The organism is Kitasatospora sp. Xyl93 (assembly GCF_055383135.1).
In genome coordinates, this window is sequence record NZ_AP029185.1 from 7251878 (window position 1) to 7272060 (window position 20183).

At 75.0% G+C, this 20183-nt stretch carries 19 protein-coding genes and 1 pseudogene; 11 read left to right on the plus strand and 9 right to left on the minus strand.

The annotated features are described in order from the left end of the window. Positions 1-61: 61 nt before the first annotated feature. A complete protein-coding gene (locus ACZ5GH_RS31475) occupies positions 62-760 on the minus strand; it encodes a DUF3152 domain-containing protein (protein ID WP_387759192.1) in 699 nt (232 codons plus the stop codon). Then, a complete protein-coding gene (locus ACZ5GH_RS31480) occupies positions 757-1305 on the minus strand; it encodes a hemerythrin domain-containing protein (protein ID WP_464335969.1) in 549 nt (182 codons plus the stop codon). The genes ACZ5GH_RS31475 and ACZ5GH_RS31480 overlap by 4 nt, the downstream gene beginning before the upstream one ends. Positions 1306-1610: 305 nt before the next feature. Between ACZ5GH_RS31480 and ACZ5GH_RS31485 the strand changes: the two genes are divergently transcribed. After that, on the plus strand, positions 1611-1826 hold the full coding sequence (locus tag ACZ5GH_RS31485) for a heavy-metal-associated domain-containing protein (RefSeq protein WP_387759196.1): 216 nt from the start codon (positions 1611-1613) through the stop codon (positions 1824-1826). Between the two features lie 98 nt (positions 1827-1924). On the opposite strand, the gene ACZ5GH_RS31490 is transcribed toward ACZ5GH_RS31485, so the two are convergent. Further along, positions 1925-2467, minus strand: coding sequence for a DinB family protein (locus ACZ5GH_RS31490; protein ID WP_464335970.1), 543 nt, complete (start codon positions 2465-2467; stop codon positions 1925-1927). 94 nt (positions 2468-2561) lie between these two features. Between ACZ5GH_RS31490 and ACZ5GH_RS31495 the strand changes: the two genes are divergently transcribed. After that, complete coding sequence (locus ACZ5GH_RS31495; protein WP_387759199.1) at positions 2562-3524, plus strand: helix-turn-helix transcriptional regulator; 963 nt, start codon at positions 2562-2564, stop codon at positions 3522-3524. A 192-nt stretch (positions 3525-3716) separates the two neighbouring features. Here the strand turns inward: ACZ5GH_RS31495 and ACZ5GH_RS31500 are convergent, their stop codons facing one another. After that, entirely contained in the window at positions 3717-5057 is a 1341-nt protein-coding gene (locus tag ACZ5GH_RS31500; protein ID WP_464335971.1) for an aminotransferase-like domain-containing protein, read from the minus strand. Positions 5058-5211: 154 nt separating this feature from the next. Here ACZ5GH_RS31500 and ACZ5GH_RS31505 point away from each other — a divergent pair, with 154 nt between their 5' ends. After that, complete coding sequence (locus tag ACZ5GH_RS31505; protein ID WP_464335972.1) at positions 5212-6006, plus strand: crotonase/enoyl-CoA hydratase family protein; 795 nt, start codon at positions 5212-5214, stop codon at positions 6004-6006. A 106-nt stretch (positions 6007-6112) separates the two neighbouring features. Further along, positions 6113-6883: a GNAT family N-acetyltransferase gene (locus ACZ5GH_RS31510; protein ID WP_464335973.1), complete on the plus strand. Its 771-nt coding sequence runs from the start codon at positions 6113-6115 to the stop codon at positions 6881-6883. Between the two features lie 97 nt (positions 6884-6980). Here ACZ5GH_RS31510 and ACZ5GH_RS31515 read toward each other — a convergent pair whose 3' ends face one another. Beyond that, a complete protein-coding gene (locus tag ACZ5GH_RS31515) occupies positions 6981-7901 on the minus strand; it encodes a LysR family transcriptional regulator (RefSeq protein ID WP_464335974.1) in 921 nt (306 codons plus the stop codon). Between the two features lie 233 nt (positions 7902-8134). Between ACZ5GH_RS31515 and ACZ5GH_RS31520 the strand changes: the two genes are divergently transcribed. Continuing rightward, positions 8135-8701 carry an SRPBCC family protein gene (locus ACZ5GH_RS31520; RefSeq protein ID WP_464335975.1) on the plus strand — a complete coding sequence of 189 codons (567 nt, stop codon included), beginning with the start codon at positions 8135-8137 and terminating at the stop codon, positions 8699-8701. 110 nt (positions 8702-8811) lie between these two features. Here the strand turns inward: ACZ5GH_RS31520 and ACZ5GH_RS31525 are convergent, their stop codons facing one another. After that, the gene (locus tag ACZ5GH_RS31525; protein ID WP_464335976.1) at positions 8812-9105 is read right to left on the minus strand and encodes an FtsX-like permease family protein; all 294 of its coding nucleotides are present in this window, start codon (positions 9103-9105) and stop codon (positions 8812-8814) included. Here ACZ5GH_RS31525 and ACZ5GH_RS31530 point away from each other — a divergent pair. Further along, positions 9104-9619 (plus strand): hypothetical protein, encoded by a 516-nt coding sequence (locus ACZ5GH_RS31530; RefSeq protein WP_464335977.1) that lies wholly within the window; start codon positions 9104-9106, stop codon positions 9617-9619. The genes ACZ5GH_RS31525 and ACZ5GH_RS31530 overlap by 2 nt on opposite strands. Before the next feature lie 54 nt (positions 9620-9673). On the opposite strand, the gene ACZ5GH_RS31535 is transcribed toward ACZ5GH_RS31530, so the two are convergent. Together ACZ5GH_RS31535 and ACZ5GH_RS31540 are read right to left on the minus strand one after the other, a co-directional pair. Further along, on the minus strand, positions 9674-10315 hold the full coding sequence (locus tag ACZ5GH_RS31535) for an ankyrin repeat domain-containing protein (protein ID WP_464335978.1): 642 nt from the start codon (positions 10313-10315) through the stop codon (positions 9674-9676). Between the two features lie 351 nt (positions 10316-10666). Further along, the gene (locus ACZ5GH_RS31540) at positions 10667-11158 is read right to left on the minus strand and encodes an HPP family protein (protein ID WP_387759213.1); all 492 of its coding nucleotides are present in this window, start codon (positions 11156-11158) and stop codon (positions 10667-10669) included. Positions 11159-11273: 115 nt separating this feature from the next. Here ACZ5GH_RS31540 and ACZ5GH_RS31545 point away from each other — a divergent pair, with 115 nt between their 5' ends. Further along, on the plus strand, positions 11274-12641 hold the full coding sequence (locus tag ACZ5GH_RS31545; protein ID WP_464335979.1) for an amidohydrolase: 1368 nt from the start codon (positions 11274-11276) through the stop codon (positions 12639-12641). A 58-nt stretch (positions 12642-12699) separates the two neighbouring features. Here ACZ5GH_RS31545 and ACZ5GH_RS31550 read toward each other — a convergent pair whose 3' ends face one another. Beyond that, positions 12700-14097, minus strand: coding sequence for an erythromycin esterase family protein (locus tag ACZ5GH_RS31550; protein WP_464335980.1), 1398 nt, complete (start codon positions 14095-14097; stop codon positions 12700-12702). 743 nt (positions 14098-14840) lie between these two features. Between ACZ5GH_RS31550 and ACZ5GH_RS31555 the strand changes: the two genes are divergently transcribed. From ACZ5GH_RS31555 to ACZ5GH_RS31570, 4 genes and pseudogenes are all read left to right on the plus strand, one after another. Further along, positions 14841-16076, plus strand: coding sequence for a glycosyltransferase (locus ACZ5GH_RS31555; protein WP_387759218.1), 1236 nt, complete (start codon positions 14841-14843; stop codon positions 16074-16076). Positions 16077-16339: 263 nt separating this feature from the next. Continuing rightward, complete coding sequence (locus tag ACZ5GH_RS31560; RefSeq protein WP_464335981.1) at positions 16340-17050, plus strand: DUF6461 domain-containing protein; 711 nt, start codon at positions 16340-16342, stop codon at positions 17048-17050. A gap of 473 nt (positions 17051-17523) precedes the next feature. Continuing rightward, positions 17524-19114 (plus strand): annotated as a pseudogene (locus ACZ5GH_RS31565) (alpha/beta hydrolase). Between the two features lie 343 nt (positions 19115-19457). After that, the gene (locus ACZ5GH_RS31570; RefSeq protein WP_387759298.1) at positions 19458-20012 is read left to right on the plus strand and encodes a mycothiol-dependent nitroreductase Rv2466c family protein; all 555 of its coding nucleotides are present in this window, start codon (positions 19458-19460) and stop codon (positions 20010-20012) included. The last annotated feature ends 171 nt before the right edge of the window (positions 20013-20183 follow it).

The window sequence follows — 20183 nt, forward strand, 5'->3', positions numbered from 1 at the left end:
CGCGTCGGCGGTGTCGCTCCGCCGGTGTCGGCGGTGCGGCGGCCGGTGCCGGGCGGGCGTTCTACGGCGCGTTGGTGGGGGCCTGGACGGGCGGGCCGGTGAGCAGGGTGCCGGAGTCGGAGTACGGCCAGCCGTTGGGGACGCAGCCGTGCAGCCCCTTGATCTGCTGCATCATCACCGGCGCCGGGGCGCCCGGGGCGGGGCAGTCGACGTGGCCGTTGCCGAGGATGTGGCCGACCTCGTGGTTGACGGCGAGCGCGTGGTACAGCTCGGGCCGCCCCTGGTAGAACTCGGACAGCTCGGTCCAGCGCTTGAGGTTGACGACCACCTGGTGGGTGACGCCGCAGTTCACCCAGCCGCCGGTGTCCAGCCCGTACTGGCCGCAGATCCGGTCGGTGGACTTCGGAGTGGCCAGGTAGACGGTGAAGTCCACCGGGTCGGCGGGCATCCGCTGGAACGCGACCGTACCGCCGGCCGCCCAGCCGTGGGTGACGTTGCCCAGGATCGCGTCCACCTCGGCGGCGAACTGCGCCGGGCTCTCCGCGATCCCGTCCTCCACCCGGACCTTGTAGCGGTACAGGTGCTCGCCGGTGCCGAAGCGGGCGGAGCCGCCGGGGGCGGTGGTGAACGCCAGCCGGTCCCCGTCCCCGCCGCTCCACGGCTGCCACCAGAGCAGGCCGGCGGTCAGCGCCGCGACCAGTGCGAGGGCGAACCCGCCGTGCCAGGGCTTCCAGCGGCGCAGCCGCGCCAGGGCCCTCAACGGCCCGCTCCCGTCGCGTCCAGATGGCCGTACGACCGCACGACCCCGGCGACCCGGGACCGCACGGCGGGCGGGACGCGCCACCTCCTGGCCTCGTCGAAGCGCTCCCAGGCGGACAGCGGCAGGAGGGTGCGGATCGGGTCCAGGCAGAGCTCCTCCTGCGCGTCCAGGTACCCGCGGACGGCTTCGGCCAACTGCGCCAGGGGCCGGGCCAGCCGCTCCAGGGGGCCGGTGAGGCCGACCCGGACGCGGGCGGCCGGCACCGCCAGGCCCGCGCGCTGCGCCGCCAGCGCGGCGAGCCCGGGCCGGAGGTGGGGCGCGGCCCCGGAGAGCATGGGCAGCAGCACGTCCTCCTCGGCCTCCTGGTGGTGGTACAGGAGGTCCAGCATCAGCGCGACATGGGCGGCGATCCCGGCCCGCAGCGCCTCCGCGCCGGGGGCGCGGCAGGCCTCGGAGAGGCGGGCGAACTCGCCGCGCAGGGCGGCGTGGGCCATCAGCAGGCCGGTGGTGTCCGGTCGGGCGTGGGCCGGGGCCAGGGTGGACATGGTGGAAGTGCTCCAGGACGGGATCGGCGGCGGGGCGGCCGATCGTCGGCCGGGCGGTCGCCCGGTCGTTCGAAATGGTGGTACCTGGAGAAACGGTACGGGGTGCGGCGGTGGTTCAGGACGTGGCGTGCGCCACGGCGCCTGCGGCCGTCGGACGGGAGGCCCGGACGGTTCCCGGAACCGCTCGATGGTGTCATCCGGGCGGCGTGTCCCTGGGCGGCGCCGTCGGATTCGGGTGTCGTAGGGCTGGTCGATCCCCGTCCGGGTCGACCTGTCCCATCCGGCCGGTCATCGGAGGCGCCGTCATGTCCACCACCGCTGTATTCACCGTCGACGGCATGAGCTGCGGCCACTGCGAGAGGACGGTCAGCGCCGGACTCGCCGAGCTGCCGGGCGTCACCGACGTGAGCGCCGACGCGCCGAGCGGCCGGGTCACCGTGGCCTCCGCGCAGCCGCTGGACGACGCCCTGGTCCGCGGTGTGGTCGACGGGGCCGGGTTCACCTTCGTCGGGAGGGCCTGAGTACGGCCGGGGCCCGTCCGGTCGTCGGACGGGCCCCGCGGTCGGGCTGCGCGAGTGGGCTGCGCCGTCGGGCTGCGCGAGCGGGCCGTGGGTTCGGGTCATCCCATGCTCTTCGCGCCGTCCAGGGACTCGCGGATGATGTCGGCGTGACCGGCGTGCTGGGCGGTCTCGTTGGCGATGTGCAGCAGCACCCGGCGGGCCGACCACTCGGCGCCCGCCTCGAACCAGAGGGCCTTCGGCAGCGGCTGGGTGGCGTCCAGATCGGGGAGGGTCGCCACCAGCTCGTCGGTGTGCCGGGCCACCTCGGCGTAGTCCGCGAGGACGCCGGCCAGCGTCTCGCCGGGCAGCATGCGGAACTCGTCCGCGCGGCGGGCGAGGTCCTCCTCGGTCCAGGTGGTGAAGTCGGGCATCGCGGACGGGCCCTTCACGATGAACTCCGCCCAGAGCCGCTCGACGTTGGTCACGTGCTTGATCAGGCCGCCCAGGCACAGCTCGCTCGCACAGGTCCGCAGGCCGGCCTGCTCGTCGGTGAGGTCACGGGTGGTGAAGCGCAGGAAGTGCCGCTGCTTCTCCAGGGACACCAGGAGGTCGGCGCGCTCGCCGGTGAGGTTCTGGGGGGTGGTGGTCGGGGTCATCGTCATGGCCTTTCGGTCGGTTCCTGCTCCCTCGGACAAGAACAACGTTACGGACCATTGCGGTCACTTCCTGTCCTGAATCCCGGGGAGAATCGACGGCATGGCGAACACCAGCACCCGCACGCTGCGACTGCTCTCCCTGCTCCAGACCCACCGGTACTGGCCGGGCGAGGAACTTGCCGACCGGCTCGGCGTCTCCGTCCGCACCCTGCGCCGCGACGTCGACCGGCTGCGCGAACTCGGCTACCCCGTCGAGGCACAGCGCGGCGTCGACGGCGGCTACCAGCTGGCCGCGGGCGCCGCGCTGCCGCCGCTGGTGATCGACGACGAGGAGGCGGTGGCCCTCGCGGTGGGCCTGCAGGCGGCGGCCGAGAGCCCGGTGGAGGGCGTCGCCGAGGCCTCGGTGCGGGTGCTGGCGAAGGTGGTCCAGGTGATGCCGGCCCGGCTGCGCCGACGGGTCGAGGCGCTGCGCGCGATGACCGTCCCGGTGGACTGGGGCGCCCAGGCGGGCGCCGGCGTCGACCCGGACGTCCTGACGGTGGTGGCGCTCGCCTGCCGGGACGGCGAGCGGGCGCGGTTCTCGTACACGGCCGCCGACGGGCGCGGGACGGAACGGCACGTCGAACCGCACCGGCTGGTCTGCCTGAACCGCCGCTGGTACCTGGTCGCGTACGACCTCGACCGGGCGGACTGGCGCAGCTTCCGCCTCGACCGCCTCACCGCCCCGTCCGGCAGTGGCGCCCGCTTCGCGCCGCGCACCCTCCCGGCCGCCGACGCGGCGGAGTTCGTCCGCGCGGGCCTCCACGGCGTCCCCCGGCCGCACCAGGTGGAGGCCCTCATCGAGGCCCCGGCGGACCACGTCCGGGCCCGCGTCGGCCGCTGGGCCACCGTGGAACCCGTCACCCCGCACCGCTGCCGCCTGCGGATGACCGCCGACTCGCTGGACTGGCCCGCGATGGCCCTGGGCTCGATCGGCGCCGAGTTCCGCGTAGTCGCCCCGGACGCCCTCCGGACCCTGCTCACGGACTGGAGCGCCCGCTTCGGTCGGGCCGCGGGGGAGTAGGAAGTCGGTCCGGCCGACTTCTGGTGTTGCGCCCCCCTTTGCTTCGTGTGCGCTCGGCGCGGCCGGATGGGGTGGTGGAGTGGGAAGCCGGCCCGGTGGGAGAGGGCCGGGTGGGTGTGCCTGTTTTGGCTTGGTGAGGGGATTTCGCGCCGAAAGTCGATCCCGCCGACTTCCGGCGCGGGGTGGGGTGGGTCAGGGGGCGATGGCTTCGAGGGTGGTGCGGAGGTGGGTGAGGACGGTGGGGAGGGTGGGGAGTGGGGGTGTGGCGAGGGCGAGGCGGAGGGCGTTGGGGTGGTGGGGGGTGGTGGCGAAGGCGTCGGCGGTGGAGATCAGGATGCCCTCGGCGGCCAGGGCGGCGGCCGCGTGGTCGGGGCGTTGGTGGGGTTCGAGGGTGAGCCAGAGGACGTAGGAGGTGGGGTGGGCGGTGGTGGTCAGGCCGGCCAGGGCGGTGCGGGCGATCGCCTGGCGAGCGGCGGCGTCCGTGCGGCGTTCCCGTTCCAGGCGGGCGACCGTGCCGTCGGTGAGCCAGCCGGTGGCGAGGGCCGTGATCAGGCCGGGGGCGCCCCAGGCGGCGGTGCGCAGGCTGGTGGTGGCGGCCCGGAGCAGGTGGTCGGGCAGGACGGCGAAGCCGAACCGCAGGCCCGGTGCGACGCTCTTGGACAGGCCGGCCAGGTAGCAGGTGCGCTCGGGGGCGAGGGTCCGTAGGGGCGGGGGAGGTGCGGCCTCCAGGAAGGCGTAGGTGCCGTCCTCGATCAGGGTGAAGCCGTGGTCGGCGGCGAGCTGGACCAGGCGCTCGCGCCGTGCCGTGGAGAGCACCCAGCCGAGCGGGTTGTGGACGGTCGGCTGGGTGTACACCGCCCGTACCGGCCGGGTGCGGCAGAGCCGGTCGAGCGCGTCGAGGTCCGGGCCCGCGGCGGTGACCGGGACGGGGGCCAGGTCCAGCCCGTGGGCGGTGGCCAGCAGCTTGATGCCCGGGTAGCCGAGCGCGTCCACGGCGAGGACGTCCCCGGGGCGGGTGAGCGTGCGCAGGACGCAGTCCAGGGCCTGCTGCGCCCCGCTGGTGAGCAGGACGTTCTCGGGCGCGGTGTCGATTCCGCGGTCCAGCAGGTGGGTGGCCACCGCGGCGCGGTCGTGCCGGTGGCCGCCCGGCGGGTGCTGGCGCAGCAGGGCCTCGGCGTCGCCGGAGGAGGCGAGCGCGCGCAGGGCCTGTCGCAGCTGGTCGCCCTGCCCGGGGGAGAGCGGCTGGTTGAAGGAGAGGTCGGCGACCCGGGGCACCGGGAGGGCGCGGGACGGTTCGAGGCCGTCATAGCCGGTGCGCAGCCGGACGAAGGTGCCGCGGCCCTGCTCGCCCACCACCAGCCCGGCGGCGGCCAGTTCGGCGTAGACCCGGGTGGCGGTGGCGAGGGCGATCCGCCGTTCGCGGGCGAGGGCGCGGTGGGTCGGCAGGCGGGTGCCGGCCGGGAGCGCGCCGGAGCGGATGGCGGCCGCGTACTCGTCGACGACGGCTTTGTAGGCGGGCGGTCGCACGGGCACCTGCCGTTCCTTGGACGTGGGGCCGCGCTCCGGGGTGCGCGGGGTGTACGGACGGTGTACCGGAGTGTATCCAGGACAATAAGTGGATTGTCCTGGAAGGGAGTTCCTAGCCTCGTCACATCCAGCAGCGAGGCCAGGAACGGAGCACGCCCCCATGACCATCCGCAGCGAGCGGGACCGGCACGTCGTCACCCTCACCATCGACCGGGAGGAGAAGCTCAACGCCCTCGACTACCCGACGATCGACGCGCTGCTCGCCGAACTCGACCGGATCGACGCCGACGACACCGTCCGCGCCGTAATCCTCACCGGCGCCGGCGGACGGGCGTTCAGCGCGGGCGCCGACATCCCGTCGCTGGCGGCCAGCCTCGCGGGCGGGCCCGAGCGGGCGCTGCGCGAGTTCGTCCGGCGCGGGCACACCCTCACCCGGCGGATCGAGGAGTTCCCCAAGCCGGTGATCGCGGCCGTCAACGGGCTCGCGTACGGCGGCGGTTGCGAGATCGCCGAGGCCGCCCCGCTGGCCGTCGCGGCCGAGCACGCGACCTTCGCCAAGCCCGAGATCTCGCTCGGCTTCCCGCCGCCCTTCGGCGGCTCGCAGCGGTTGCCGCGGCACGTCGGGCGCAAGCGAGGCCTGGAGCTGATCCTCACCGGCGACCCGGTCCCGGCCGCCCGCGCCGCCGAGATCGGCCTGGTCAACTCGGTCGTGCCGGCGGCCGAACTGCCGGACGCGGCCCGGAGCTTGGCGGAGCGGATCATCCGGCACGCGCCGACCGCGGTGGCCGCCTGCCTGCGGGCGGTGACCCGGGGCGTCAACCTGCCGATCGACGAGGCGCTCGCGGTGGAGGCGGCGGCCTTCGCGGTGACCGTGCCGACCGACGGGGTGCGAGACGGGATCCGGCGGTTCCTGGACCGCCCGTCCGCCGGTTCGACGCCGGGCTCGTCCTCTTGAAGCGCTGAAACCCTGAGGCCGCTGAGGCTGCTGAGGCCGCTCGATTCGCCGGGGCCGTACGGGAAAAGCCGTTGCCCGCGGGGGTCGGGGGAGTGACGATGGCGGAATGTCGGATCTGCTTGCGCGCGTGACCGCCTTCCGCGCCGCCTTCGCCCGCCGCCAGGCGGCCGAGCTCATCGAACAGCCCGAGTTCCCCGGGGTGTTCGCCGTCCGGGACGCCGAGTTCGCCCTATCCGAGGAGCACAACCAGCTGATCGTGGACGGCCCGGGCACCGACCCGGCGGCGCTGCCCGAGCTGGCCGCCCGGTGGCTGGGGCGTCGCCGCCGGTACTCCGTCACCGTGCTGGACCCGGAGGTCGGCGAGCGCGTCACCCCGGTGCTGGCGGCGGCCGGGTGGGAGCGGGAGGGAATCGTGATCCTGGCCCGGCCGACGGACGGCTGCCAGCGGCCCGAACCGGCCGCACTCCCGGTGGAGTTGGCCGGGATGCGGGAGGCGGTGCTGCGCCAGCAGCGGGACTGGAGCGAGGACGAGGAGGTCGCCCGGCAGCTCACCGACCGCCGCACCGCCCGGCTGCGCGGTGCCGAGCGGGTGCGCTTCCTGGCGGCGCGGACCCCGACCGGCGAGGTCGCGGCCTGGAGCGACCTCTACCTCGAACCGGCCGTCGGACTCGCCCAGATGGAGGACGGGGTGACCGGTTCGCAGCATCGCGGCGCGGGGCACGGTGACACCCTGCTGGCGACGGGGCTGGCGCTGGCGGCCGAGGCCGGCATCCCGCAGCTGTTCCTGCTCGCGGACGCGGCGGACTGGCCGCGCGAGTGGTACGGCCGACGGGGCTTCGTGGAGATCGGGCGCAACCCGTCCTTCAGGAGCCGGTGACGGCCGGCGGCAGCCGGTGACGGCCGGGGCGGACGGCGTCGGCCCGGCCCGGTCAGGCCCGGGAGGCGACGGGGCGTGGCGCCCGGGTCGAGCGAGCTCAGACGGCCTCCGGGCCGACGGCCGGCTGGGCCTCACGGCCGCAGTGGGCGGCGACGGTGTCGGCGAAGGCGCGGGCGAGCGGGCCCAGGTTCTCCCAGTCCCGGACGGCCCAGCCGGCGGTGAGGGCGGGCAGATCGGGCAGCGGGAGCAGCCGCAGGCCGGGGTGGCCGGGGCCCTGCCACTGGGGGAGCGCGGGGACGACGGCGTGGCCGAGGCCGAGTTCGGCGAGCAGGATCGCGGTGTCCCAGTCCGCGACGCTGGTCTCGAAGACCGGCCGGACGCCCGACTTCCCGAGCCAGGCCTCGACCTGGGAGCGGGAGACGGAGTTCTGCGGCAGCCCGATCAGCCGGGCGTCCTGGAGGTCGGCGGGCGAGATCCGGGCCCGGGCGGCGAGCGGGTCGCCCGCCGCGACCGCGAGTACCCAGGGCAGGTCGACCACCGGCCGCTGGTCGATGCCCCGGGCCGGGACGCCGAGGGTGATCCAGGCGAGGTCGACCCGGCCGGCGTTGAGCGACTCCAGACAGCTGCGGCTGGAGACCTCGGTCTGGAACTCCAGGCTGACCCGGGGGAATCGCCGCCGGAAGTCCACCACGGCCGCGGACATGAAGTGCCGGATGCTGGTGGCCCCGGTGGTGATCCGGACGGACCCGCCCTCGCCACGGGTGAGTTCGGCGATCCGGTGCAGCGCGTGGTCGATCCCGCCGAGGCCGGCGGCGATCGCCGTGCGCAGCAGGCTCCCCGCCCTGGTGGGGACGACGCCGCGCGGGTGGCGCTCGATCAGGGCGAGCCCGACCTCCCGTTCGAGCCGCTTCACGTGCTGGCTGACGGCGGACTGGCTGCAGTTCAGGTCCCGGGCGACGGCGCTGAGCGAGCCGGCCCGGCAGACCGCGGCGAAGACGCGGAGGTCGTCAAGGGTCACGGCGACCCAAGGTATCGCTTGGGGGTGCCCCAGTAAATCGGCGGATTGACTTGGGTGTTCCGGGGGATCGATCATCGATCCAGGGCCCAGGGCGGCAACCCGCCCGCTGCACTCGTCGGCGTTCCGGACGCTGTGGCGGGGGTGCGGGCGGGTGTCGACCCGCATCGATGCGCGAGCGCGACGAGCGTGCGCGACGAGCAAGAACGATGACGTGCGGAAGAGGGGGAACGGGCATGCGGTACGCCGATGGTCCGGGTACGCAGTGCGAGGTGTTCGTCGGGGCGCCGGTGGAACGGGTGTGGGAGCTGGTGACGGACATCGGTCTGCCCACCCGGCTCAGCCCGGAGCTCCAGCGGGTCGCCTGGCTGGACGGCGCGGACGGCCCCGCGGTGGGCGCCCGCTTCGAGGGGCACAACAGCCGCGCGGACATGCCCGACTGGCGGACGGTCTCCGAGATCACCGAGCTGACCGGGACGGTGGGACGGGCCGGATCGGACGCCCCGGCCGGGCGGAGGGTCTTCGCCTGGGGCGTGATGGACGCCGACGGCCGCTACGGCGAGCCGGTGTCCGACCTCGCCGGGGCACTGGCCCGGTGGCGCTTCGAGCTGACCCCGGAGGACGGCGGCACCCGGCTGCGCCAGTCGGTGGTGATCGGCCCGGGCCGCAGTGGCGCCAGCCTGGTCATCGACGCCAAGCCGGAGCTGGAGGAGAAGATCGTCGACTTCCGGCTGAACGAGCTGCGCACCGGTATGACGGCCACCCTCGAAGGCATCAAGTCGCTGGCGGAGCAGGCCTCCTGACGCGTCCGAGCCCGGTCGGGTTCCTCTCCCTTCTGTGCGCGGCGTACACCTCCTACGCGGTGCGCGGGTCGTACGGCGAGGAGCCCGACCGGGTGGCCCCGGTCAGCCGGTCAGCCGGCCGGCCGGGCGCCGGGGCGGCGCAGCGCCGAGCGGGCCGGCAGCACGCCGGCCGGCAGGGCCAGTAGCAGGCAGACGCCGACGGTCAGCGCCGTGGTCGACCAGGGCAGGGCGAGGTCGACGCGGGTGCCGATCCCCACCGCCAGCGTCGACTCGGCGGCGACCATCCGCAGCACCTGGCGGCGGGTCGCGCCGGACAGCCGCAGCACGGCGAAGTCCGCGGTCCGCTGGGCGGTGGCCATCAGCAGGGTGTTGGCGACGGCCAGGCAGGAGTAGCCGAGCGACATGCCGATCAGGATGACCAGGAAGATCCGGACCAGGGCGTCGTCCTCCGAGTCGGTGCGGGGGGGCGTACTGGGCGCCGCTCAACGCCTGGGCACCGAGCGGGGCGAGGGCGGCCGGCGGGGCGGTGCCAGTGGTGTGGACGACCACGGTGAGCGCCGAGGTGTCGTGGGCCCGGACGGTGCGGGTGGTCAGCAGCACGCTCGCCGTCGCGGATCCGTCGGTGATCTCGGCGACGACGGTGACATCCACGGTGTCGCCGTCCTCGAAGGTGACCGGCACGCGGCGGCCGGTGGTCCAGCCCAGCCAGGCGGCCGTACCGGCCTTGACCACCATGGTGTTCTCGCCGGCCAAGCCGTCCAGGGAGCCGGAGGTGGCGGTCATCCGGGCGCGGGCCCTGCGGAACGCGTCCTCGCTCATCCCCACCGCGCCGACGTGGTCTTCACCAAGCTCGACCTGCCGCCGGCCCCGGACGACCACCGCCGGGTGCTGGCGGTGCTGACCTACCTGGGGTCCTGAGGCCGCGCCCGGGCCGGGCGGGCGGGCGGTCCCCGGCGGGCTGGTCGGGTCGGATCAGCGGTCTCCGCCGGTGGCGGGGTTGCGGGCCTCCGCCGCGCGCAGCGCCTCGGCGATGGTGTGGAAGCCGCGGCGCTCGGCGTGGGCGCGGGCGGTGACGCCGTCGGCGTCGGCGAGGTGCGGGTCGGCTCCGTGGGCGAGCAGGACGTCGACGATCTCGCGGTGGGCAGGGCCGCCGTCGCCGAGCAGGACGGCCTCGAGCAGGGCCGTCCAGCCGAGGTCGTTGACGTGGTCGACGTCGATGGCGGTCTCGGTGAGGACCGCGCGGACGTAGGCGACGTGGCCGCGCTCGGCGGCGGGGATGACCGACACCCCGCCGTAGCGGTTGCGGCGGGTGAGGTCCGGGCCGCCGGGGAGCAGGGCGCGCAGCATCGGGACGCTGCCGGTGATGCCGGTGACCAGCCAGGGGCTGTTCAGCCGCGCGTCCTGGGCGTTGACGTCCGCACCGGCCTCGACCAGCAGCCGGGCGACGGCGACCCGGTCGGCGAAGGCGGCCCGCAGCAGCGGGGTACGGCCCTCGGCGTCGCGGGCCTCGACGGTCGCGCCCGCCGTCAGGGCCGCGCGGGCGGCGTCGAGGTCGCCGCGGTCGGCGGCGTCCAGCAGGGCGTGGTCGGCGGGGGAGAGCGGGCGGGCGGCCATGGCGGGGACTCCTCGGCGGGGGTGTGGTCGGACGGCGCGGTTCCTCGGCGGGCGGTCGGCCGCGTGATGGTCCCAGCCTGCCGTCGGGGCCGGCAGGACGGTGTCGGCGGGGCGGTCGTCCTTGTCCCGCGCAACGGACGACGGCCAGGTCATCCGATCGGATGACCCGGCCGTGGGCGTTCGGCGGGAGAGTGGAGAGCCCGGTGACCAGGGCGTTCCCGGCGGCCGGCCACGGTGCGGTCGGCCGCTGCGGCGCGGCTGGTCGTTACGGCGCGGCTGGTCGTTACGGCGCGGCTGGTCGCTGCGGCGCGGCTGGTCGTTACGGCGCGGCTGGTCGCTGCGGCGCGGCCGTCACCAGGACACCGGGTAGCGGACCGGGTGCCCGCCGATCCGGCCGGGCAGCAGGCCGATGACGACCAGCAAACCGGTGGCCAGGGCGAGCAGCGGGAGGAAGGGAACGGGGTGCGGCCCCTCCAGGACGACGATCACGGCGGTGGCCGCGGCCGGGGAGTGCGAGAGGTGGGTGAGCATCATCGCGCCCAGCGCGAGCCCGGCGGCGACGGCCGCGCCCCAGGTGGTGCTGCCGGTGACGGCCAGGGTGGCGTAGCCGATCAGGGCCGACATCAGCTGACCGCCGACCAGGTTGCGCGGCTGCGAGATCGGCAGGCCGGGCGCGCCGTGCACCAGGGCGGCGCTGGCGGCCAGCGGCGGGATCAGCAGCGGTTGGTCGAGCAGGACGCCCACCCCGACCAGCAGGAGCAGGGTGCCTATGGCGAAGACGGTGGCCCGCAGGGCGTGCAGCGGGCGCGGGCCGGGCGTGGCGGTGGGCGGTGGTGTGGACATGCGTGAGCGGCTCCGGGCGGGGGACGGGGACCCGGAGATGATAAACAGACTGTTGAATGAAAGGTAGGATGTTTTGCCTGTCGGACAAATTCCGTCCACGGAACCGGAGCACCCCATGACCACGCCTTCCGGCACCACGGGCCCGGCTGCCACGGGTGCCGCCGCCACGGGCCCGGCTGCCGCGGCTGCCGTCACCCCGCCGTCCGTCACGGTCTTCCGGGACGTCCGGCCGTACGGCACCGACCGGGCCGTCGACCTGATCGCCGTGGACGGTCTGCTGGCCGAGCGGGTGCCGGACGGGGTGGTGGCGGAGGTGGTCGAGGGCGGCGGCCGGATCGCGCTGCCCACCCTGGTCGACGCCCACATCCACCCCGACAAGACCGCATGGGGCGAACCCTGGTACAGCCGCCGCCCGGCCGGCTCGCTGCCGGAGTACGTCCAGGGCGACGTCGACCTCCACCGGCACCAGCGGACCTCGGTCGCCGACCGCGCCCACCGGCTGCTGAGCCACGCCGTGACGCGCGGCACCCGGGCCGTGCGGGCCCACGTGGACGTGGCGCCCGCGTTCGGACTGGCCGGGGTGACCGGGCTCGCCGAGGTGCGGGAGCGGCTGGCCGGCGTGCTGGACGTCCAACTGGTGGCCTTCCCGCAGCACGGGGTCCGGCGGATGCCCGGCGCGGGCGCGCTGCTCGCGCGGGCGGCGGCGAGCGGGCTGGTCGACGCCATCGGCGGCATCGACCCGGCGGGCTTCGACGGCGTCCCGGCCGAGGGTACGGACGGCGAGGGGCCCGCCCAGCTGGAGCTGCTGTTCGGCCTGGCCGAACAGCACGGGCTGCGCCTCGACATCCACCTGCACGACAGGGGTGAGCGCGGACTCGGCCCGCTGCGCGACATCGCCGCGCGGACCAGGGCGGCCGGACTGGCCGGGCGGGTGGTCGTCAGCCACGCCTTCTGCGTCCCGGAACTGACCGGCGCCCCGCTCGCCGACCTCGCCGCCGAGCTGGCCGAGTCCGGCGTCGGCCTCACCACCGTGGCGCCCTCGGCCCACCAGGTGCTGCCGTTCCGCACGCTGCGGGCGCACGGGGTGCGGGTCGGGCTCGGCTCGGACGGCGTGCGCGACTCGTGGAGCCCGTACGGCAACGCCGACCTGCTGCACCGTGCCCACCTGCTCGGCTGGACCACCGACGCCCGCACCGACGAGCAGCTCGCCGACTGCTTCGCCCTGGCGGCCGACGGCGGCGCCGAACTGCTGGACCTGCCGGCCGTCACCCTGGAGCCGGGTTCGCCGGCCGACTTCATGCTGGTGACGGGCGAGTGCCTGCCGCAGGTGGTGGTCGACCTGCCGACGCGCGAACTGGTGGTCCGCGCGGGCCGGGTGGTGGCGCGGGACGGCCGGTTCACGGGCACGGCGCGGCCGGGAGACTGCCCGGGCCCGCGTCCTGCCCCAGCCGACGTGCGGGAAGGGGACCTCGACGTTTTTTGAGGGGCGCAGTTCAGTTGCGGCCGCCGAGGGCGCCCTCGGCCGCCGGCACCGACAGGGCTCAGAGCACGCGGGCCTCGGTGGTCCGGTGGAGGTGGACCAGGACGTCGTAGGCCGGGCCGATGGCCAGAGTGGGTAGCGGGTCCCGCTGGAACGCCGATCCGGCGTCGTAGGTCGGGCGGGCGCTGGCGAGCCAGGCGCGGGTGGCCGGCGGGGCGGCGCGCAGGTCCAGGAAGTAGTCGCGGTGGCGGACCCGGTCGAGGGTGTGCTCGTTCATGTCGGGGGTGGCCGGGGGAACGGTGACCTTCTTCCAGGCGGGGGAGAACGGGTCGTCCTTGGTGAGGAAGGACCCGCGGTCGAAGGTGAAGCCGACGGCGACGTAGTCCGCGCCGAGGGCGTCGCGCAGGTAGGTGCCCTGGGTCCTGGGGTAGAGCTCGGGGTGGGTGGTCCCGTACCCGACGTGGCCGTTGTGCGCGGAGAGCAGCACCTTCCCGCCGGTGCGGCGCTGCCACCAGAGGACGTTGTCGGCCATCGCCCGGTCGCGGAGGTTCTGCATCGCGGCGACGGCGGCGGCGTCCTCGAGGTCCATACCGGCGAAGGTGAAGGTCCGGGCGATGCTCCGGGCGTTCTGCACCGCCCACTCGTACGCCTCGCCGCCGCCGGGCCGGCCGTCCTCGCCCGTGGCCGCGGTGACCAGCTGCAGCGCCTGCTCGGCCGCGGCGGCGTTCTGCCGCCGTTCGGCGAGCGGGCGCGTGGTCATGTAGCCGATCACGTCGTCGACCCGGCGCAGCCCGGCGTACAGCCGCTCCAGGTGCGGCAGCGACCCGCGGGCGGCCTCGCGCAGGTAGGAGGCCACTCCGTCGAAGAGCCGACCGTCGACGGCGGGGAAGTCCAGGTCGTCGCCGAGGAAGTGGACCGGGCGCTGCGGGTGTTCGCGGTTGTGGTCGCGCATCCAGCCGATCAGGTCGGCGAACTCCCGGCGCTCCCAAGGGGTCCCGCCCAGCACCTCCTTGACCAGCTGCCGGGCGTCGCCGCCGGTGCGGCCCTGGACGTAGTCGTCGATCCGTAGACCGGCGGACCAACTCGTCTCCAGGGCAAAGGTGGTGAAGCCCTTCTCCTCGACCAGGTGGCGCAGGACCCGGTGCTTCATGGCGAAGAACTCGTGGGCGCCGTGCGAGGCCTCGCCGAGCCCCACCACCGTCGCGTCGCCCACCATCGCGCCCAGCGGCCGCAGGTCGGTGGTCCGGCCCTCGGGCTCGGTGGACCGCAACGGGTGGGCCAGGGCGTTCAGTTCGCGGACCACGGTGGACGTCGGGCGGTCGGTCGCCGCCGCCGAGTCGTCGGGCTGGTCCGCGCGGGCGGCCGGGGCGAGCAGGGCGGTGGTCGCGACGGCCGCCGTGGCGGCCAGCAGGGCACGTCGGCCGATGGGCTTGCCGTGCTCCTCGCTGCGTACGGTCATTCCGGGGGTGCTCCTCAGGTTGTCACTTCGTCGAGCCGTCAAGGGGCTCGGCCGCCGGGACGGTTCGGGCGGCCTGCGGCGGTGCGGGCGGCCGGATCGTCCGACGGTACGAACGGTTCGCCGGCGAACGCCGGTCCACGAATCGTCGATCACCGGGGAGCGTCGACGCACTGAGGGCCGCCGCCGGAACGGCCGGGGGGATAACCCCCGGGCGGCCCCGCGTCCCGGGCTGGGCGGGTGGAGGTGAGGTCGGCCGGGCGGGTCGGGCCGGGATGCGGGACCGTCGTACGGAATCGGCGGGTGCGCGGGACCAGGCGACGGCTGCGTCCCCGTTCAGGAGTAGCCCGGCAGGCCCGCCGGGCGTCCAGGCGATCCGGCCGGGACAGGAGGTGGTTCCGGGCGAGGCGGCGCGGTGGGTGGGGCGGCGGTTGGCGGGCGCCTGCGATGACCCCGGGGGCGGGTGGGGGCCGATCGGCCAGTCCGAGTCGAGGACGCCGGTGTGCGCTCGCGTCCCGGAGGCCCCGGTGGGCGGGGGGTGCGCCGGGCGTCGGCCGGGCCGGATTGCTACGGTCCGGCCGGTTCGGGGGAGCGGGTGGGACCGGGTGGCCAATGAAAGGGGCAAGAGGAACGAATCCTCCTGCCACTATCAAGCTATAGCGTGACCCGGGGCTTGCGGCAAGCCCCCCGTCATGCCGCAGAATCCCGGCCGTAAGGCCATGACCTGCGGAAACGGGAGACGTGAAATGCGCGTGTTGATGACGTCGTGGGGATCGCGCGGGGATGTCGAGCCGCTGGCGGGGCTGGCGGCGGCACTGCGGGGGCTCGGTGCTGACGTGCGGGTGTGTGCGCCGCCGGACGAGGAGTTCGTGGCGCTGCTGGCGCGGGTCGGGGTGCCGCTGGTGCCGCTCGGGCCGTCGGTGCAGTCGGTGGTCGCCGGTCCGAAGCCGCCGACGATGGAGGACGCCTTCCGGCTCGCCCGCGAACTGGTCGCCGCGCGGTTCGAGGCGCTGACCGCGGCGGCCGAGGGCTGCGACGTGCTGCTCGCGACCGGTCTGATGCCGGCCGGGGCGCGGGACGTCGCCGAGAAGTTCGGCCTCCACTACGTGTTGGCCTGCTTCCACATCTTCGGACTGCCCTCGCGGCACCACCGGCCCGGACGGCGGCCGGGCACGCCGTCCCCGGAGGACGAGACCGACTACGAGAAGCTCTGGGAGCAGGACGCCCAGCGCGTGAACGGCCTCTACGGGGAGGCGCTCAACAGCCACCGGGCGGCGATCGGCCTGCCGCCGGTGGAGAACGTCCGCGACCACGTCTTCACCGAGCGGCCGTGGCTGGCGGCGGACCCGACGCTGTGCCCGTCCGAGGGCATGACGGAGCTCGACGTGGTGCCGACCGGGGCGTGGATCCTGCCCGACGACCGCCCGCTCCCGGCCGACCTGGAAGCGTTCCTGGACGCCGGTGAACCGCCCGTGTACGTCGGCTTCGGCAGCATGGCCGCGTACGCCCCGGAGGACATCGCGCGGGTGGCCGTCGAAGCGGGCCGTGCGGTCGGCCGCCGGGTGCTCCTGGCCCGCGGCTGGGCCGGGCTCGCCCCGATCGACGACCGCGAGGACTGCCACGTCGTCGGTGAGGTGAACCAGCAGGCCCTGTTCCGCCGGGTGGCCGCCGTCGTCCACCACGGCGGCGCGGGCACCACCACGACCGCGGCCGTGGCGGGCGTGCCCCAGGTGGTCGTCCCCCGGATCGCGGACCAGCCGTACTGGGCCGGCCGGGTGGCCGAGTTGGGCATCGGCGTGGCCCACCTCGACCTCACGCCGACCGTCGAGTCGCTCTCCGCGGCGTTCACCACGGCCCTGGCGCCCGAGACCCGGGCCCGGGCGGAGGCCGTGGCGGGCGGCATCCGCACCGACGGGGCGACGGTGGCCGCGAAGCTGCTGTTCGAAGCCGTGGGCCAGGAGGTGCCGGCGGTGGTCGGGTGAGTGCCCGGTGAGTCGTGCGGCGCCGGTGCCGGCGCTGGCGGCGGCGGTTCCGGTGCCGGTGGCGGTTCCGGGTGAACAGCGGCGTGGGCCGGGTGAGTTCGGCTTCGGATAGGTCTCCTTCCGATCGGTCAGGGGTGGTTGTCGGCCCGCGCGCGCCCGGTTCCGGCACCGATCAGGTGACCGGCGGTCGGGTGTCTGCCGGGTCGGTTAGGGTGCCCACCGGCGCGCCGGTCACCGCAGGCCAGGCGCGAGGGGAGGGCGGCATGACCGACGGCACGCACGGGGGATCGGGACAGGACGGCGACGGCATCCAGTGGTTCGCGGAGATCGGCCGGCCGGGTGCCGGTCGATCGCCAAGGGGCGGCCCCGACCCGGACGGTGAGCCCGGCGGCGTCGTCTTCGCCCGGGGGATCACGCCCGAGGAACTCGCCCGCCGGATGGGCGCCGACCCGGCCACCGCGACCGAACCGATCAGCGACGCCGAGATCCGGGGCCTGGACATCGAGGTCTACCGCCCCGGCGACGACGGCGACGGCGTGATCCGGGTCGGCACGTGCGCCGGCTGGTCGTTCGCGATCGAGTACGGAGACTCCACCGGCGGTGAACTGCTCACCGAGATAGCGCGCGACGGAGCCGAGGTGGTGCACTTCCGCCCGATGCCGGAGCAGCGGCCGGCGCTGCTCGACTACGCCCGCGACGGCGCTGTGCTGTGCGGCTTCGGCCTCGGTGAGGAGCGCTGGCGCTGGGGCCAGGAGCCGGACCTGCTGGTGCCGGACCTCGTAGCCGCCGGAGTCCTGGAGGCCGACGGGGTGACCTCTTGCGCCTCCGGCCGGGAGGCTGACGGCGCCGCTCGACGCCGCTCCCTCGGCGCCGTCGAGCGGCGCTTCGGGCTGAGCCTGCCCCGGGCCGCCCTCGGCGGGCTGCGCCTGCCGGCGTACGCGGTGCGGGGAACCCCGGGCATGGTGCTGCGCTGAGGGGGCGCGCCAGCGGCTCGTGGCGAACAGGCAGAGGAACGGCAGGCACAGGAACGGCAGGCGCAGGAACGACAGGGACAGGAACGACAGGCAAGGGGTGGTCACGGCATCTCCTTCCGGGCCCCATCGGCGGGGCCCTGATGGCTGTCATCCTTGCGTCCCGCCAGCCCGTCGCACATGTGCCGATCGGGAGGTTCCCGCGGCGCGATCCCGGTTTCCACCCTGCTGATCGGCAGGGTGGAAACCGGGCGAGGGCGGGAGAGAGACCGAGGTCGGGCCGCGCGGATCGGCCCGCACCCGTTCGGCCGGTGGCAGCCGGTTCGGCGCACGCCCCCCGTCCGGAGGTCTCCGTACGGCACCGGAGGGCTCCGGCCCCTAGGGTCTGAGGGCGTCGGCGAACCGAGCGCCGGGCGCAGGCGCAGCCCCTGTCGCACGCCTGGGGTGCCCGGCCGACCGAGAGGTGGACCCACCCCATGCACACCGTCGTCCGCGGCGCCGGAGCGCTCGGCCTGACCTTCCTGCTGCTCACCGCCGCCACCGGCTGCCAGGGCGACGGCTCCTCCGCCGCCGAGCCCGCGCCGACCTCCCCGGCCACCGGCACCGGCACAGGGGCCGGCACCGCCGCCACCGGACTGGCCGCCCAACAACTGGACTGGCACGCCTGCGCCGCCCCCACCAGCGCCCAGGGCAACGGCACCGCGCCCGCCGCCGACTGGCAGTGCGCCACCCTCAAGGCCCCGCTGGACCACGGCAAGCCGGACGGCACGACGATCGACCTCGCGCTGATCCGCAGCCGGGCCAAGGACGAACAGCACCGGATCGGCTCGCTGCTGTTCAACTTCGGCGGCCCCGGCGCCTCCGGCGTGGCCACCCTGCCCGCCTTCGCCGCGACCTACGCGTCCCTCAACTCCCGCTACGACCTGGTGGGTTTCGACCCGCGCGGGGTCGGTGCCAGCGCCGGGGTGAGATGCCTGGACGACCGGGCGATGGACGCCGCCACCGCCGCCGAGAGCACCCCCGAGACCCCCGACGAGGTGAAGGCGCTGGACGACGGCAACGCCCGCTTCGCCGCCGCCTGCGAGCGCAACTCCGGTGCGGTGCTGCCGTACGTGGACACCGAGAGCGCCGCGCGCGACCTGGACCTGATGCGGCAGGTGCTGGGCGACCGGAAGCTGGCCTACTTCGGCATCAGCTACGGCACCCAGCTCGGCGGCGTCTACGCGCACCTGTTCCCGCAGCAGGTCGGCCGGGTGGTGCTGGATTCGGTGGTCGACCCGACGAAGGACCCGCAGCAGTCCGCGCTCGGCCAGGCCCAGGGGTTCCAACTCGCCCTCGGCGACTTCATGAAAGCCTGCGCCGCCCAGGCCGGGACCGCCTGCCCGACCGGCGCGGGCGGCGACGCGGGCACCGCGAAGGTCGCGGAACTGGTGCAGAAGCTGGAGCGGTCGTCGCTGCCCACCAAGCAGGGACGGCAGCTCACCGAGAGCCTGGCGGTCACCGGCATCGCGGGCGCCCTGTACAGCCAGGAGACCTGGCCCGCGCTGGCCGCCGGGCTCAGCGAGGCGATGGAGCAGGGAACCGGCGACACGCTGCTCCGGCTCGCCGACGGGCTGAACGGGCGCGACCCGCAGGGGCACTACACCAACCTGAACGCCGCGAACCGGGCGATCAGCTGCGTGGACGCCCAGCAGCGCTACTCCGACCAGGACGTGCAGCAGCAGTTGCCGCGGTTCCGCGCCGCCTCCCCGGTGTTCGGGGCCCTCACCGCCTGGGGCCTGACCGGCTGCACCGGCTGGCCCGTTCCCGGCAAGGCCGCCCACCCGGAGGTGGCCGCGCCGGGCGCCGCCCCGATCCTGGTGGTCGGCACCACCGGTGACCCGGCGACCCCGGTCGAGGGCGCCCCGCACGATGGCGCAGCAGCTCGGCGCGGGCGTCGGCGTGACCGTCACCCTGCAGGGCGAGGGGCACGGCGGCTACAACACCGGCAACCCGTGCCTGAAGCAGACCGTGGACGCCTACCTGCTGGACGGCACGGTGCCGGCGGACGGGACGACCTGCGGCTGAGCGGCCGACCAGTGGACGCGGTGGATCCGGTGGGCCCGGTGGGCCGCGGGGCAGCTCGGGCGGACAGCCGACAGCCGGACAGCCGGACAGCCGGGCAGCCGGACAACCGGGAAGACAGCCGAGCCGGATGGAGAAGTGGCCCACTGGGTCAGCCATCGATTGGCACTGGAGAGTGGGCCACTCGCCCACTAGCCTCTCCGGTGTGACGAACGAAGCGACGAACAGCGCGCCCACCCAGCACCTCGACCGGCACCCCGCCCAGCTCCGCGACGGCGGCCACGAGCCCGCCACCGACACCGTCAAGGTCGACTTCTACTTCGACCCCGTCTGCCCGTTCGCCTGGATAACCTCCCGGTGGATCCTGGAGGTCGAGCGCCACCGCGAACTCGACCTGAACTTCCGGGTGATGAGCCTGTCCGTCCTCAACGAGGGCCGCACCGACCTGCCCGAGCGCTACCAGCGCCTGATGACCACCGGCTGGGGCCCGGTGCGGGTCTGCATCGCCGCCGCCGAGCAGTACGGCCCGCAGGTGCTGCGCGGGCTGTACACCGAGCTCGGCACCCGGCTGCACGACCAGGACCGGGCCGCCGACGACACCGTCATCCGGGAGGCGTTGGTGGCGGCGGGCCTGCCGGAGGAGCTGGCCGAGGCGGCGAACAGCACCGAGTACGACGAGGCCCTGCGCAAGAGCCACCACGAGGGCATGGACCCGGTCGGCGAGGAGGTCGGCACGCCGACCATCCACGTGGACGGCGTCGCGTTCTTCGGCCCGGTACTCAGCGCCATTCCGCGCGGTGAGGACGCCGTACGGGTCTTCGACGGTGTGCGGCTGCTGGCCGGGTACCCGAACTTCTTCGAGCTCAAGCGGACCCGGACGGGCGGGCTCGACTTCTCCTGACCGCCCTCCACGGGACCTCGACCCGCCCGCCGACCCGCCCCGCCGGTCCGTGCCGCCGGTCCGTGCCGCCGACCGGCGCCGAGCGGGCGATTCTCGCCCGGGTGGACCGTTCCCACCCTCCTCGGACTCCCGTCCGGGCGCGGAGCGTCCGACCATGGAGAGGCGGAGGCT

Coding starts and splice junctions, on each gene's coding strand:
- ACZ5GH_RS31525 (WP_464335976.1), bottom strand. CDS start 9,105: ATGTCGCTCGGCTACTCCTGCCTGGCCGTCGCCAACACCCTGCTGATG.
- ACZ5GH_RS31505 (WP_464335972.1), top strand. CDS start 5,212: ATGACCATCCGCAGCGAGCGGGACCGGCACGTCGTCACCCTCACCATC.
- ACZ5GH_RS31485 (WP_387759196.1), top strand. CDS start 1,611: ATGTCCACCACCGCTGTATTCACCGTCGACGGCATGAGCTGCGGCCAC.
- ACZ5GH_RS31480 (WP_464335969.1), bottom strand. CDS start 1,305: ATGTCCACCCTGGCCCCGGCCCACGCCCGACCGGACACCACCGGCCTG.
- ACZ5GH_RS31540 (WP_387759213.1), bottom strand. CDS start 11,158: ATGTCCACACCACCGCCCACCGCCACGCCCGGCCCGCGCCCGCTGCAC.
- ACZ5GH_RS31510 (WP_464335973.1), top strand. CDS start 6,113: ATGTCGGATCTGCTTGCGCGCGTGACCGCCTTCCGCGCCGCCTTCGCC.
- ACZ5GH_RS31490 (WP_464335970.1), bottom strand. CDS start 2,467: ATGACGATGACCCCGACCACCACCCCCCAGAACCTCACCGGCGAGCGC.
- ACZ5GH_RS31535 (WP_464335978.1), bottom strand. CDS start 10,315: ATGGCCGCCCGCCCGCTCTCCCCCGCCGACCACGCCCTGCTGGACGCC.
- ACZ5GH_RS31530 (WP_464335977.1), top strand. CDS start 9,104: ATGCCGATCAGGATGACCAGGAAGATCCGGACCAGGGCGTCGTCCTCC.
- ACZ5GH_RS31520 (WP_464335975.1), top strand. CDS start 8,135: ATGCGGTACGCCGATGGTCCGGGTACGCAGTGCGAGGTGTTCGTCGGG.
- ACZ5GH_RS31545 (WP_464335979.1), top strand. CDS start 11,274: ATGACCACGCCTTCCGGCACCACGGGCCCGGCTGCCACGGGTGCCGCC.
- ACZ5GH_RS31560 (WP_464335981.1), top strand. CDS start 16,340: ATGACCGACGGCACGCACGGGGGATCGGGACAGGACGGCGACGGCATC.
- ACZ5GH_RS31495 (WP_387759199.1), top strand. CDS start 2,562: ATGGCGAACACCAGCACCCGCACGCTGCGACTGCTCTCCCTGCTCCAG.
- ACZ5GH_RS31550 (WP_464335980.1), bottom strand. CDS start 14,097: ATGACCGTACGCAGCGAGGAGCACGGCAAGCCCATCGGCCGACGTGCC.
- ACZ5GH_RS31555 (WP_387759218.1), top strand. CDS start 14,841: ATGCGCGTGTTGATGACGTCGTGGGGATCGCGCGGGGATGTCGAGCCG.